A 13,781-nucleotide genomic window follows, 5' to 3' on the forward strand; every position below is an offset into this window, starting at 1 on the left:
GAACCCGCCTTACCACTCACGACCGTTTCAGCCCACGTAACGGCGGGCCTTCGAGGCCCGTTGGGGGGCCTCCAGGAGGCGGAGGCCGTGTTCGACGTGGGGCGGGACCACCCGGCGGTCCGCCAGGACCCACGGCAGGCCGCGGACGACGTCCAGGAGCGCTGCTGCGGTGGCGGCGTCGCGCGGGGCCGTGCGCAGGACGTCACGGCCGCGGCGCAGGACCGCCGGCCAGGGGCGGCGCAGGAGCAGCGTCCACAGCGTGTTGCGGATGCCGAGGCGGCGGCGGTGGCGCGGGTCGCGCAGCTTCGACGGCGCGTGGTGGATCACCATGTCCTCCGCCCAGCACATCCACCAGCCGCGGGCGGCGAGGTCCAGAGCGAACAGCTCCTCCTCTCCCCCGAGCCACATCCGGGTCGAGAAGCCGCCGACCTCGCGGAACGCGCTGACCCGCACCGCCGTCAAGCCCGCCATGATGCCGAGCAGCGCCGGGCCCGGCAGCCAGTCCGGCCCGGGCACCGGCGACTCGCGCAGCTCCGGCGTGATCGGGTCCTCGGCCAGGCCGGGTTCGACCAGGCAGCGGCCGGTCACCGAGCCGAGCGCCGGGAACTCGTCGAGCAGGTCCGCGGCCCGGGTGAGCGCGCCCGGCTGCCACGTCGTGTCGTCGTCGCAGAAGGCCACGTACGGTGTCGTCACCTCTTCGACGGCGACGTTGCGGGCCACCGCACCGAGGTTCTCCGCCAGCGCGAACAGGCGGACCTCGGGGAACTCCCGGGCGACCATGTCGGCCGAGCCGTCCGCGGAGCCGTTGTCGGCGACGTAGATCGGCGGGCGTTCCGGCAGGGACGTCATGTGCGCCAATGTCTCGCGCAGCTGCGCCCGCCGGTTGCAGGTGATGATCACGACCGAGATTCGCGCCATTCGGCGGTCCTTTCCAGAGTCCGGGCCTGGTGTTCGACGTGGGCGGGCAGGACGCGCCGCGAGCTCAGCGCGCGCGGCAGGCGCGGGACCGCCCCGAGGACGGCGCCGGGGGCCCGCACCAGCGTCCGGGCCACTTCCCGCCGGCAGACGCGCGGCGGGCGGCGCAGCACGGCGATCAGGAGGCGGTTGCGCAGTTCGGCCCGGCGGCGCCACGACGACGGCGGCCGCGACCGGGACGGGTGGTGGTGAGCGCACAGGCTCCCGACGTAGCAGACCTCCCAGCCGCGCGCGGCCAGGTCGTAGGCCAGGAGCTGCTCTTCCGCGCCGAAGTGGAGCAGCGGGCTGAAGCCGCCGACCTGCAGGTACGCCGTGCGCCGCACGATCGCGGAGCAGGCCAGGAAGCCGAGCACCAGCGGCCCGGGGGCGCCGTCGGGGTGGCCGAGCGGGCTGCGCTCCATTTCGGGCGTCACCGGGTCGTCCCGGCACTCCGGACCGACCAGGGTGCGCGCGGCGAGCAGGCCGGTCCGCGGGTGCTCGTCGAAGATGCGCTCGGCCGCGGCCAGCGCGTCCGGCGCCCACCACGAGTCGTCGTCGCTGAAGGCGACGTACGGCGTTTCGGCGACGACGACGCCGAGGGTGCGGGCGGCGGCGCCGAGGTTGTGCGGCAGGCGGATCACGCGCACGTTCGCGTGCCGCCCGGCGACCGCGGCCGTCTCGTCCTCGGAAGCGTTGTCCAGCACCACGACCGGCGGCTGCGGGTCCAAAGAGGACAGCTGACGCAGGGTGCGGGCCAGTTCGGCGGCGCGGTTGCGGGTGGCGATGACGACGGTCGTGCGCGCGGTCACCGCGCCCCCACCAGCTCGCCGACCAGCTCGGCCAGGCCGGGAACCGGTGGGTCCGGCACGGCTTCGGCCGACAGGCACCACTTCAGCCGCGCGTCGAGCACACCGGTGTCGCCGGCGTCTTCGGCCGCGACGACCGGCCAGCCCAGTGCCGCGCCCTGCGCGGTCACCTTCCCGCCGCCGGCGACCGGGTCGACGGCCACCACCGGCACGCCGGCCTTCAGCCCGAGCACCAGCCCGTGCAGCCGGGTGGTCACCACGACGTCCATTTTGGACAGAGCGGAGACGAACTGGTCGGGAGTGGCGCACCGCTGCCAGTCCTCGTGCGCCAGCCGGGTGTCCAGCGGCACGCGGGCGCAGTCCAGGCCGGCGAGCCAGCCGGTCAGGCCCGCGTGGACCTCGTCGTGCCGGCCCGCGCCGCCGTACTCCGGCTGGTGCGGCGCCAGGACGACGCCGAGCACCGGGGTGGCTGCCACCGTCCCGGCCAGGGACAGGTCCGGTTCCGCCGTCCCGCCGCCGTCGCGCGCCAGCACCCGGTGGAACCCGGTCACCGCCGGATCGGCGGGATCGGGCACGGACACGCCGACGGCGATCCGGCGGCAGGCCGCGTACCGCTCGTGCAGCCACCGCACCTGCGGCCCGTGCAGCGGACCGCAGGCGAACACCACGTGCGTGTAGTCCCCGGCGGGCGCGTCCGGCAGGTGCCGGGTGCCGGGGCGGAAGCCGGGGCTCCACGCGACGTCGTGGTCGATCCCGGCCTCGGTCAGCGCGGCCCCGGCCGCGCCGAGGCTCAGGACGTCACCCGCCGTGGCTTCTCCGTGCAGAAAACTGGCCCAACCCGTGAGCAGAACTCGCATGGTCGGAGCGTTTACCCGCTCCCCACCTCCTTACACGGGTTTGCGCCCACCGGGGCCGGGTAGCCGCCAGGGCATGACGGATCCGGGAGTGACCAGGCGGTTCGAGCGTGCGGTGGTGACCGGGGGTGCCGGCTTCGTCGGCGCGCACCTGTGCGAGCTGCTGCTCGAAGAGGACATCGAAGTGATCGCCGTGGACAACCTCGCGACGTCCTCGGCCGACACCCTCGAGAGACTGCGCCGCCACGAACGGTTCCGGTTCGTGCGCCACGACGTCACGCAGCCGATGCCGCTGAACTGCCGGGCCGACGTCGTGTTCCACCTGGCGTCCGCCGCCTCGCCCCGCGACTACCTGGCGCTGCCGATCGAGACGCTGCGCGCCGGCTCGCACGGCACCGAGAACGCGCTCGACCTGGCCCGGCGCGACGGCGCCCGGTTCGTGCTCGCCTCGACCAGCGAGGTCTACGGCGACCCGCTGGAACACCCGCAGCAAGAACGGTACTGGGGCAACGTGAACCCGATCGGGCCTCGCAGCGTCTACGACGAAGCCAAGCGCTACGCCGAGGCGCTGACGTCGGCCTACCGCCGCGAATACGGCGTCGACACCGGTATCGCGCGGATCTTCAACACCTACGGCCCCGGCATGCGCGCCCACGACGGCCGGATGATCCCGGCGTTCCTCGACCAGGCGCTCAACGGCGAGCCCCTCACGGTCACCGGCACCGGCGAGCAGACGCGGTCCATCTGCTACGTCGAGGACACCGTGCGCGGCCTCCTGAGCCTCGCCCGTTCCGGCCACCCGGGGCCGGTCAACATCGGCAATCCGGACGAGCTGACCGTCCGCCAGGTGGCGGAACGGATCAAGGACATCACCGGGTCCGATTCACCGATCGAGTACATCGACGCCGTCGTCGACGACCCGCAACGCCGCTGCCCCGACATCGGCCTCGCCCGCGACGTCCTGGGGTGGGAACCGAAGGTCGACGCCGACGACGGTCTCCGTCGCACTGCGGCGTGGTTCCGCCGCGCGCCGTCGCGCTGAGTAGCGACGCCCAGGGCTTTTGCGCGTCATCGTTTATCAACGACTTCGCCGGGTAGCGCTATAGGCGAGAGCGGGCCCTGCGAGTCCGCACCGAAACGCCAGAGGCAGGTCGATGCGCATACTCGGGATCAATGCCGTCTTCCACGACCCGGCCGCCGCGCTGGTGGTGGACGGGGAGATCGTCGCCGCGGCGGAGGAAGAGCGGTTCAGCCGCCGCAAACACGGCAAGCAGGCGGTGCCGTTCTCCACGTGGGAACAGCCCGCCCAGGCCGCCGCCTGGTGCCTGGCCCAGGCGGGGCTGTCCGCGAAGGACCTCGACGCCGTCGGGTACTCCTACGACCCGGCGCTCGTGGAACCCGGCCTGGCCGGCCACGACCCCAGCGGCGAGGAACTCCGGACGGAGTTCGCCAAACGGGCGCCCCTGTTCCTGAAGTCGGCGTTGCCGGGCCTCGACCCGGGCATCGTCAAGTTCGTCCGGCACCACGTCGCGCACGCCGCGTCGGCCGCGCTCGCCGCGCCGTTCGGCGACTGCGCCGTGCTCGTCGCCGACGGTCGTGGCGAGAGCACGTCCTATCTGGCCGGTGAGTACCGCGACGGGCGGTTCAAGGAGCTGGCGGCGCAGAAGCTGCCGGACTCGCTCGGCCTGCTCTACGAAGACCTCACCGAGCACTGCGGATTCGCGCGGTCCAGCGACGAGTACAAGGTCATGGCTCTCGCCTCCTACGGCAAGCCGGAGTTCCTCGACGAACTCTGCGAGCACGTCCACGTGACCGGCGACGGCGGCTTCCACGCTTCCGGCGTCGACCTGGCGTCGCTCGCCCCGCGCCGCGCACCCGGCGAAGAGCTCACCCCGCGGCACGCCGATCTGGCCGCCAGTGTCCAGAAAGTCCTCGAAGACATCCTGCTGGAACTGGCGGACTGGCTGCACGAGGCCACCGGCCAGCGCGACCTGGCGATGGCGGGCGGGATCGCGCTCAACTGCGTGGCCAACACCCGGCTGCACGCCGAGGGCCCGTTCGACCGGATCTGGGTGCAGCCCGCCGCGGGGGACGCGGGCACCGCGCTCGGCGCGGCGCTGCAGCTGGCCGCCGAATCCGGGGAGCCCCGCACGTCCATGGGCGACGCCGGTCTCGGCCGCGGCTGGACCGACGACGAGCTCGAAGAAATCCTGATCAAGGCGAAGCTGCCCTACGAACGACCGGACGACCTCGCCGAAACCGTCGCCGAAGCACTGGCGAACGACCAGGTGATCGCCTGGTTCCAGGGCCGCGCCGAATTCGGGCCGCGCGCGCTGGGCCACCGGTCGCTGCTGGCCCACCCGGGCCGCAAGGCGAACCTGGAACGGCTCAACGACGTCAAGGGCCGGGAGCAGTTCCGCCCGGTGGCGCCGATGGTCCGGGCCGAGCGCGCGGCCGAGATCTTCACCCGGGGCCCGCTGCCCAGCCCGTACATGCTGTTCGTGCACGACGTCGCCGAAGCCTGGCGCGACCGCATCCCGGCCGTCACGCACGTCGACGGCACGGCTCGCGTGCAGACGGTCGAGGAGCGCGAAAACCCGGTGCTGGCCCGGATGCTGGCCGCCTTCGAACGCCGGACGGGCCTGCCGGTCGTGATCAACACCAGCCTCAACACCGCGGGCCGCCCGATGGTCGACTCACCCCGGGACGCCCTCGAATGCTTCGGTTCCGCCCCGATCGACCTGCTCGCGCTGGGGCCGTTCGTGCTCCGGCGTCCCCGATCCACCCGACCCGGCGCGGCGTCGCCGGAGGAAACGGAGGTGCCGTGATGGAGGACCATCTCGCCGCGCTGGCCGAGGCCGCCGGCCGGACCCGCGAATCCGCCAGGAGGATAACCACGTGGGGACGGCACCTCGCCGGCGTGTTCGAAGCCGGCGGCCGGCTGCTCGCCTGCGGCAACGGGGGCAGCGCCGCCGAGGCCCAGCACCTCACCGGCGAGCTCGTCGGCCGGTTCCGCCACGAACGGCAGCCGCTCTCGGCCATCGCGTTGCACGCGGACACGTCCGCGACCACGGCCATCGTCAACGACTACGGCGACCACGAGGTCTTCGCCCGCCAGGTGCGCGCGCACGGGCGGGAGGGTGACGTGCTGGTCTGCCTGTCCACCAGCGGCACCAGCCAGAACGTCGTCGCCGCGGCGAAGGCCGCGCACGAACTCGGCGTGACGACGTGGGCGCTGACCGGGCCCGCCCCGAACCCCCTCGCCGCGCTGTGCGACGACGCCGTGACGGTCGAAGCGCCCACCGTCGCGACCGTGCAGGAAATGCACCTGGCGCTGGTGCACGGCCTCTGCGCGGCGCTCGACGACGCGCTCGGGGTGACCGCGTGAAACCGCTGGTCGTCCTGGGCGACACGCTCCTGGACGTCGACGCCGAAGGCACCGCCGAACGGCTGTGCCCGGAGGCGCCGGTGCCGGTGGTCGACCTGACGGCCCGGCGCCGCCGCCCCGGCGGCGCCGGCCTGGCCGCCCTGCTCGCCGCGCGGTCCGCGGCCGAGGTCGTCCTGGTCACGCCGCTCGGCGACGACGAAGGCGGCCACGCGCTCGCCGGGCTGCTGGAACCGGACGTCACCGTGCTGCCGCTGCCGCTGCGCGGCACGACGGTGTGCAAGACCCGGGTCCGCGCGGGCGGGCAGTCGTTGCTGCGCCTGGACTCCGGCGACGGCACGGCGACCGCCGACCCGCTGCCCGCCCGGGTGCACGAGGTCCTGGAAGGGGCCGGCGCGATCCTCGTGGCCGACTACGGCCGCGGCCTGACGCGCAACGCCGACGTCCGGCGGCTCCTGCGGGAGCTGGCCGAGCGGATCCCGGTGGTCTGGGACCCGCACCCCCGCGGCGCGCAGCCGGTGCCCGGCACGTGCCTGGTCACGCCGAACCTCGCGGAGGCGCGCGCGGTGCTGGCCGGGCACGAGGAACCGGCCGAGCTCGCCAAGCTGCTGCGCGGGCACTGGCACGCCGACGCGGTCGCGGTCACGGTCGGGGCCCACGGAGCCGTGCTCGCCGACGGCCTCGGCGAAACGAACGTCCCGGTCCCCGCCGCGGCGCGGACCCCGGGCCACACCGCGCCCGACACCTGCGGCGCGGGCGACCGGTTCGCCGCCGCGGCCACCGCGGCCCTGCTCGACGGCGCGGACATCACCGAAGCCGTCGCGACGGCCGTCGAGTCGGCCGCCCGGTTCGTCGCGGCCGGCGGCGCCACCGCGCTGTCCACGAACGACGGCCCGGTCCCCGATCCCCAGCCGGCGACCGACGCTTTCGGCCTCGCCCGACGGGTCCGCGAGAACGGCGGCCGGCTGATCGCCACCGGCGGCTGCTTCGACCTGCTGCACCCCGGGCACGTCAGCCTGCTGCGGCAGGCCCGCGCCCTCGGCGACGCACTCGTCGTCTGCCTCAATTCCGACGCGTCGGTGCGGGCCCTCAAGGGACCCGGCCGGCCGCTGGTGCGGGACCGCGACCGCGCCCGGCTCCTCAGCGCGTTGTCCTTCGTGGACGCGGTCGCCGTGTTCGACGAGGACTCCCCCGCCGCCGTCCTCGAGCGGCTGCGCCCGCACGCGTGGGTGAAGGGCGGCGACTACGCGGAAGCCGACCTGCCCGAACGCGCGGTCGTCGAACGGCACGGCGGCGAAGTCGTGCTCGTCCCGACCGTGCCCGGCTACTCGACGTCCCGGCTGGTCGCCGCGGCGGCCAGTGCCTGACCCCCTCGCCCGCGAAGGAGAGCGATGCGACCCCTCGGCAACGTCCTGATCACCGGTGGCGCGTCCGGCCTCGGCGCCGCCACCGTCGACGCCGTCCGCAAGGCCGGCGGCACCCCCTACGTCCTCGACCGCGTCCGCCCCGAGGATCCGGCCGAATACGTCGAAGCCGACCTGACCGACACCGCCGCGACCGAGGCCGCGGTGCGCGAGATCGCCGAGCGCGCGGGCGGCCTGGACGGCGTCTTCACCGCCGCCGGCACCGACGCCTGCGGGCCGCTCGGCGAAGTGTCCACAGAGGACTGGGAGCGGGTCGTCAAGGTGAACCTGTTCGGCACGGCCGCGGTGATCCGCGCCGCGCTCCCCTACCTGGAACGTTCGCACGGCACGGTCGTCACCGTCGCCTCCACCCTCGGCATCAAGGCGGTGAGCGACGCGACCGCCTACTGCGCCTCGAAGTTCGGCGTCGTCGGCTTCACCCGCGCGCTCGCCGCCGAGCTGGCCGGGCGCGTCGGCGTCACGCTGCTCGTCCCCGGCGGGATGTGGACGCACTTCTTCGACGACCGCACCGACCAGTACAAGCCGCCGCCGGACGCGAAGCTCAACCAGCCCGAACACGTCGCGAGCACGGTGGTGTTCGCCCTGCAGCAGCCGCCGGGCGCCGAAGTGCGCGAAATGGTCGTGTGCGCCTCGGAGGAGGGGTCGTGGCCGTGAGTGGCGCGGTCCTCGTGCTGCGCGCGCTCGGCGTCGGGGACCTGCTGACCGCGGTCCCCGCGTTGCGCGCCCTGCGCGCGGCCCACCCCGGCGACCGGCTGGTGCTGGCCGCGCCGGAGCAGCTGCGCGACCTGGTGGAGCTGATCGACGCGGTCGACGAGCTGCTGCCGACGCCCGGGCTGGGCGAGCTCGCCTGGCCGGGCCCGCCGCCGCGGCTCGCGGTGAACCTGCACGGCAGCGGCCCGGAGAGCATCCACGACCTGCTCGCCACCGACCCCGCCGAGCTGCTCACCCACCGCCACCCCGACTTCCCCGACGTCGCGGGCCTCGACTGGCGCGACGACGTGCACGAGGTCGACCGCTGGTGCCGCCTCGTCGAATACCGCCACCTGGAGGCGGACCGGTCGGCGCTCGCGCTGCCCGTCCCGCCCGGTCCGAGCCCGGCCCCGGACGCCGTCGTGGTGCACCCCGGTGCGGCGTTCCCGGCCCGGCGCTGGCCGCCGGAGCGGTTCGCGACCGTCGTCCGGGACCTCGCCGCCGACGGGCACCGGGTGGTGCTCACCGGCAGCGCCGCCGAGCGTGACCTGGCGCTTTCGATCGCCGAGGCGGCCGGGCTCGGCGAGGACGCCGTGCTGGCCGGGCGCACCGGCCTGGCGGAACTGGCCGCGCTGGTGGCCGGGGCGGCTTTGGTCGTCTGCGGCGACACCGGCGTCGGGCACCTCGCCACGGCGTTCGGCACGCCGTCGGTGCTGCTGTTCGGCCCGACCCCGCCCCGGCTGTGGGGCCCGCCGCCGTCGGCGCGGCAGCACGTCGTGCTCTGGGCCGGCAACGTGGGCGATCCGCACGGCGAAGAGCCCGACGGCGGGCTGCTGCTGCTCGGCGAAGAGCGGGTGCTGGCCGCGACGCGTTCGGCACTGGAAATGCAGGTGGCGCATGGCTGAGCACATCGGGATCGTCGGCGCGGGCTACGTCGGCCTCACCAGTGCCGCCTGCTTCGCCCGGCTCGGGCACCGCGTCACCTGCGTGGACGCCGACGAGTCCAAAGTGGACGAACTGAACCGGGGCGTGGTGTCCATCGCCGAGCCCGCCTTGGCCGACCTCGTCGCGCAGGGCCTCGGCGACCGGACGCTGACTTTCACCACCGCACAGGCGGAGCTCTACGGCGCCGACCTCGTCTTCCTGTGCCTGCCCACGCCGCCGGCCGAGGACGGGCGCCCCGACCTCGGCGTCCTCGAACACGTCGTGCCGCAGCTGGGCCGGCTGCTGCGGCCCGGCTGCGTGCTCGTGACCAAGTCGACGGTGCCGGTCGGCACCGCGGCCCGGCTGCCGCACCTGCTGGGCCGCGACGACCTGCCGGTGGTGGCCAACCCGGAGTTCCTCCGCGAAGGCCACGCCGTCGAAGACTTCCTGCACCCGGACCGGGTGGTGGTCGGCACCGACCCGGCGGATTCGCCGGCGGCGCAGCGGGTCGCGCGGCTGTACGAGCCGACCGGCGCGCCCGTCGTGGCGACCGACTCGGCCAGCGCCGAACTCGCCAAGTACGCCAGCAACGCGTTCCTCGCGGTGAAACTGTCCTACGTGAACGTCCTCGCCGAACTGTGCGAGCGGTTCGGCGCGGACGTCCGCGAGGTCTCGCGCACCATGGGCCTCGACGCGCGGATCGGCCCGGAGTTCCTCGCGCCGGGCCCCGGCTGGGGTGGTTCGTGCCTGCCGAAGGACACCTCGGCGCTGCTGCACGCCGCCGAGTCGGCGGGCGTCGACTTCGGCATCCTGCGCGACGCGGTCCGCGTCAACGCCCGGCAGCGCGCGCGGGTCGTGCGCGCCGTGCGGCAGGCGGTCACCGGCTCGGCGGCGGGGTCGCTCGCCGGCGCCCGGATCGGCCTGCTGGGCCTGGCTTTCAAGGCGGGCACCGGCGACCTGCGCGACTCGCCGGCGCTGGCGGTGGCGGCGGAACTCGCCCGCGCGGGCGCGGAACTCACCGCGCACGACCCGGCCGTCACGTGCGTACCCGGCACCGGCGCGGTCCAGGTCGTCGACGACCCGTACCTGGTGGCCAAGGACGCCGCCGCGCTCGTCGTGCTCACCGAGTGGCCGGAGTTCCGGGACCTCGACTGGGCCCGGCTGGCCGCGTCGGCGGACCGGGCGGTCGTCGTCGACACGCGCAACCTGCTCGACCCCGACGCCCTCGCCGAGGCGGGATTCAGCCACATCGGCGTCGGCACCCATCCCAGGAGGAGCTCATGACCCTGCGCGTCCTCGCGCTGACCTGCACGCTCAAGCCGTCGCCGGCGAAGTCGAGCAGCGACCTCATCGCGCGTCAGCTGCTCGACCTGTTCGCCGAGCGCGGCGCGACCGGTGAGCTGGTCCGCGTCGTCGACCACGACGTCCGGCCGGGCGTCGAGGCCGACATGGGCGAAGGCGACGCGTGGCCGGGCATCCGGCGGAAGATCGCCGCCGCGGACATCCTGCTGATCGCCACCCCGACCTGGGTGGGCCACATGTCGAGCGTGGCGCAGCGGGTCCTGGAGCGCCTCGACGCCGAACTGTCCGAAACCGACGACCAGGGCCGGCCGGCGATGTTCGGCAAGGTGGCGGTGGCCGCGGTCGTCGGCAACGAGGACGGCGCCCACAAGATCATCGCCGACCTGTTCCAGGCGCTGAACGACACCGGGTTCACCGTCCCCGCCCAGGGCGCCACTTACTGGAACGGCGAAGCCATGCAGGGCGGCGACTACCAGGACCTCGACGAGACGCCCAAGGCCGTGGCCTCGACGAACGCGACCCTGGTCCGCAACGCCGTCCACCTGGCCGACCTGCTGCGCGAGCGTCAGTATCCCGCGGAGTGACTACTCCGTTCGAGTGACGTCACTGCGCCGGACGAGTGTGGCACAGGCCACTGGGTAATTGACCGGCATGCCGAACCGAGTCCTGATCAGCCGCGACAGCAAGCCGATCCCGTGTGAGGAGTGCGGCCTGCCCGCGCTGCATGTCGCCCGCCTGGTGTCCGGCGACGGCACCCTGCTGGGTCAGACGATGGTGTGCACCGCCTGCCGGCGGCACCGCTCGGAGGCCGAAGCCGTCGCGATCCAGTAGCCGCCCGGTTCAGCGTTGCTCCAGCTGGTCCAGCAGCAGCCGCGCGGGCAGGGTCAGGGAGCCGAGACCGAGGCGGGCGGGGACGCCGTCCTCTTCGGCCGTCAGCAGCCGCTTCTCCAGCTTGTCGAGCAGCGCGCGGCACTCGTCCAGCTCGACCGGCTCCCCCACCAGCGCGACCGCCTGGACGGCGCCGGCCAGGTGGTGCATCAGGTCGGCCACGGCTTCCCGCGCGTCGGGCCAGGGGTACTCGAAGGGGTGTTCCCGCCCGTCGGCCGTGGCGCGCACGGCGGCGATCAGCTGGGAGACGGCGGGCCACAGCCCGAGCAGCGTCCGCAGCGGGCGTTCGTGGTGCACCCCGGCGGTCGGCCGGCCCCGCCGGAGGTTCAGCCGCCGGCCTTCCCGCGTCAGCCCGACGGCTTCTTCGGCGGCCAGCACCTGGCTGCGCGCGTCCTGCGCCTGGGACAACAGGTCGTCGAGGTCTTCGGACGGGTCGTCGCGCCGGACGAGGTCGGAGAGCGACTCCAGCAGCCCGGCCAGCGCGGCGGCGAGCCGCCCGGCCGCGGCCGCCAGCCGTTCCCCGTAGAGCGGCGGGAAGATCAACGTGTTGACGGCGACGCCGATGGCCGCGCCCAGCGCGGTTTCGAGCAGGCGGTCGCCGAGCAGGACGGGTTCCCGGGCGGTGCCGTAGGAGATGAGCAGCATGCCGGTGACGCCGACCCAGACCCCGGCGCTGCCGAACCGCCGCCAGCTGCCGGCGAGCAGGCCGACGAAGACGACGGCGGCCAGGGCGACGGCCTGCCACGGGATGAGCTGAGCGGCCACGGCGGCCAGCAGGACCCCGGTGGCCACCGAGCCGACCTGCTGAAGCCAGCCGCGCAGCGAGCGGTAGACGGTGGCTTCGACGAGGAAGACGGCGGCGTAGGGGGCGAGGAACGGCTGCGGCAGCCGCAGGACGAGGGTGGCGAGCAGCCATGCCCCGGTCGCGGCCAGGGTTGCTTTGGCGCTCTGGACGAGCACCCGCCGTTCCCGCCCGGGCACGCGGACGGCACGGGCGAACCAGCCGAACGGGGTGCGGTCGTGCTGTTCGGCTTCCGCGGGGGAGCCGGGGTTTTCCGGGCGGAGGGCGCGGACGAGCCGGCCGAGCGGGCGGCGGCCGCGCCGATGCCCCTCCCCCGGCCCGTCCGCCGCCACCTCGCTGCGTCTGTCCAGTCCGGTCATGCGGGCGGGGCGATGTGCACGAGCTTCGTCTGGGTCATCTCGTCCAGCAGCTCCGGCCCGTAGCCGTACCCGTTGCCACTGCGGCCGCGCGGGTGGGCCGCCCCGCCCGGCGCACCGCCGAACACGTTGTTCACCTTGACCGTGCCCGCCGGCAGGTCCCGCCACGCGCGCTGGGCGTTCGCCATCGAGGCCGTCAGCACCGTCGCCGCCAGGCCGTACTCGCCCTTCGCCGCCGCTTCCAGGCCCGCGTCGAAGTCCGGGACCACCTGCACCGGCGCCACCGGGCCGAACGTCTCCTCGGTCATCACCCGCAGGTCCGGGGTGCACTCCGTGAGCACGGTCGCCGGGTAGTGGGCTCCCGGGCCGTCCGGGACCGTGCCGCCCGTGAGCAGCCGGGCCCCGCGCGAAACCGCGTCCGACACGTGCGAGTGCACGTGGTCGCGGTGGCGCCGGTCGACCAGCGGCGCCAGCGTCCGCGCCTCGGCCTCCTTGACCAGCGCCGCCAGGAACGGCTCCGCGACCGCCGAGCACACGTAGATCCGCTCGACCGCGACGCAGATCTGCCCGGAGTTGGCGAACGCGCCCAGCGCCGCCTGCCCGGCCGCCCACGCCGGGTCGACGTCCTCGTCGATCACCAGCGGGTCGTTGCCGCCGTTCTCCAGCAACGTCTTCGCGCCCGTCGCCGCCGCGCTCGCGGCGATCGACCGGCCGGTCGCCGTGCTGCCGACGTGGGCCAGCACGTCGACGTCGTCGCGCATCGCCAGGATCGCGCCGACCCCGCCGTCGCCGTGGAGGGTCTGCAGCACGCCGCCCGGGAAGACGCCGCCGAGGACCTCGCCGAGCAGCTGTCCCGTGTGCGGCGCGCGCTCGCTCGGCTTGTGCACCACCGTGTTTCCGGTGACCAGGGCCGCGCCGAGCAGCCCGCAGGCGACCGCGACCGGGTCGTTCCACGGCGTGAGCGCCACGACGACGCCCCGCGGCTCGGGCACCATCAGGTCCGTCGCGCCCGCGTCGCCGAGCAGGCTGCGGCCGCGGTGGACCGGGCCGAGCTCGGCATACTGGTCCAAGGTGCCCGCGCCGGCGAGCACGCCTTCGCGCGCTTCGTCCCGAGGGCGCCCGGTTTCCGCTTCGTTCGCCTTCGCCAGTTCGTCGGCGTGGGCGCGCAGCCGTTCGGCGGCGGTGTGCAGCAACGCGCCGCGCTCGGCGGCCGGTGTCCGCGCCCACGGCGCCTTCGTCCGGTTCGCCAGCGCGAGCGCGGCGGCGATCTCGTCTTCGCCCGCGGCCGGCACACTGCCCACCACGCTGCCGTCGGCCGGATTCCGGATTTCGATCGTCCCCGCGGTCATCCGCACCTCCTTCTCGTCGCCCGGCGGTTACCCGGGTCCGGGGGCTT

Annotated in this window: 14 protein-coding genes; 9 read left to right on the plus strand and 5 right to left on the minus strand. The window is 74.5% G+C overall.

All coding sequences use genetic code 11. The features are described 5' to 3' along the window. Nucleotides 1–27: 27 nt before the first annotated feature. From AB0M93_RS27135 to AB0M93_RS27145, 3 genes are read right to left on the minus strand one after another with little or no spacing between them, the layout of a single operon-like run. Nucleotides 28–918, minus strand: coding sequence for a glycosyltransferase (locus AB0M93_RS27135; RefSeq protein WP_364277628.1), 891 nt, complete (start codon nt 916–918; stop codon nt 28–30). Next, nucleotides 897–1,763: a glycosyltransferase gene (locus AB0M93_RS27140; RefSeq protein ID WP_364277631.1), complete on the minus strand. Its 867-nt coding sequence runs from the start codon at nt 1,761–1,763 to the stop codon at nt 897–899. The genes AB0M93_RS27135 and AB0M93_RS27140 overlap by 22 nt, the downstream gene beginning before the upstream one ends. Next, the gene (locus AB0M93_RS27145; RefSeq protein WP_364277634.1) at nt 1,760–2,617 is read right to left on the minus strand and encodes a polysaccharide pyruvyl transferase family protein; all 858 of its coding nucleotides are present in this window, start codon (nt 2,615–2,617) and stop codon (nt 1,760–1,762) included. The genes AB0M93_RS27140 and AB0M93_RS27145 overlap by 4 nt, the downstream gene beginning before the upstream one ends. 73 nt (nt 2,618–2,690) lie before the next feature. Between AB0M93_RS27145 and AB0M93_RS27150 the strand changes: the two genes are divergently transcribed. From AB0M93_RS27150 to AB0M93_RS27190, 9 genes are all read left to right on the plus strand, one after another. Then, nucleotides 2,691–3,656, plus strand: a complete 966-nt coding sequence (locus tag AB0M93_RS27150; RefSeq protein ID WP_364277637.1) for a UDP-glucuronic acid decarboxylase family protein — start codon at nt 2,691–2,693, stop codon at nt 3,654–3,656. Nucleotides 3,657–3,768: 112 nt separating this feature from the next. Continuing rightward, a complete protein-coding gene (locus AB0M93_RS27155) occupies nt 3,769–5,442 on the plus strand; it encodes a carbamoyltransferase C-terminal domain-containing protein (RefSeq protein WP_364277640.1) in 1,674 nt (557 codons plus the stop codon). Then, on the plus strand, nt 5,442–6,002 hold the full coding sequence (locus tag AB0M93_RS27160) for an SIS domain-containing protein (RefSeq protein ID WP_364277643.1): 561 nt from the start codon (nt 5,442–5,444) through the stop codon (nt 6,000–6,002). Before AB0M93_RS27155 ends, AB0M93_RS27160 begins: the two co-directional genes overlap by 1 nt. After that, the gene (locus tag AB0M93_RS27165) at nt 5,999–7,366 is read left to right on the plus strand and encodes a PfkB family carbohydrate kinase (protein WP_364277646.1); all 1,368 of its coding nucleotides are present in this window, start codon (nt 5,999–6,001) and stop codon (nt 7,364–7,366) included. Before AB0M93_RS27160 ends, AB0M93_RS27165 begins: the two co-directional genes overlap by 4 nt. 24 nt (nt 7,367–7,390) lie before the next feature. Continuing rightward, on the plus strand, nt 7,391–8,077 hold the full coding sequence (locus tag AB0M93_RS27170) for an SDR family oxidoreductase (RefSeq protein ID WP_364277648.1): 687 nt from the start codon (nt 7,391–7,393) through the stop codon (nt 8,075–8,077). After that, nucleotides 8,068–9,018 (plus strand): glycosyltransferase family 9 protein, encoded by a 951-nt coding sequence (locus AB0M93_RS27175; protein WP_364277651.1) that lies wholly within the window; start codon nt 8,068–8,070, stop codon nt 9,016–9,018. The genes AB0M93_RS27170 and AB0M93_RS27175 overlap by 10 nt, the downstream gene beginning before the upstream one ends. Then, the gene (locus AB0M93_RS27180; protein ID WP_364277654.1) at nt 9,011–10,321 is read left to right on the plus strand and encodes a UDP-glucose/GDP-mannose dehydrogenase family protein; all 1,311 of its coding nucleotides are present in this window, start codon (nt 9,011–9,013) and stop codon (nt 10,319–10,321) included. The genes AB0M93_RS27175 and AB0M93_RS27180 overlap by 8 nt, the downstream gene beginning before the upstream one ends. Further along, nucleotides 10,318–10,923, plus strand: coding sequence for an NAD(P)H-dependent oxidoreductase (locus AB0M93_RS27185; RefSeq protein ID WP_364277657.1), 606 nt, complete (start codon nt 10,318–10,320; stop codon nt 10,921–10,923). The genes AB0M93_RS27180 and AB0M93_RS27185 overlap by 4 nt, the downstream gene beginning before the upstream one ends. Before the next feature lie 67 nt (nt 10,924–10,990). Further along, nucleotides 10,991–11,170: a hypothetical protein gene (locus AB0M93_RS27190; RefSeq protein ID WP_364277660.1), complete on the plus strand. Its 180-nt coding sequence runs from the start codon at nt 10,991–10,993 to the stop codon at nt 11,168–11,170. Between the two features lie 9 nt (nt 11,171–11,179). Here AB0M93_RS27190 and AB0M93_RS27195 read toward each other — a convergent pair whose 3' ends face one another. Beyond that, nucleotides 11,180–12,388, minus strand: a complete 1,209-nt coding sequence (locus AB0M93_RS27195) for an FUSC family protein (protein WP_364277663.1) — start codon at nt 12,386–12,388, stop codon at nt 11,180–11,182. Then, nucleotides 12,385–13,734: an aldehyde dehydrogenase family protein gene (locus tag AB0M93_RS27200; protein ID WP_364277666.1), complete on the minus strand. Its 1,350-nt coding sequence runs from the start codon at nt 13,732–13,734 to the stop codon at nt 12,385–12,387. Before AB0M93_RS27200 ends, AB0M93_RS27195 begins: the two co-directional genes overlap by 4 nt. Nucleotides 13,735–13,781 lie beyond the last annotated feature (47 nt).

Origin of the sequence: Amycolatopsis sp. NPDC051102, assembly GCF_040682815.1 — a bacterium.
GTDB lineage: Bacteria > Actinomycetota > Actinomycetes > Mycobacteriales > Pseudonocardiaceae > Amycolatopsis.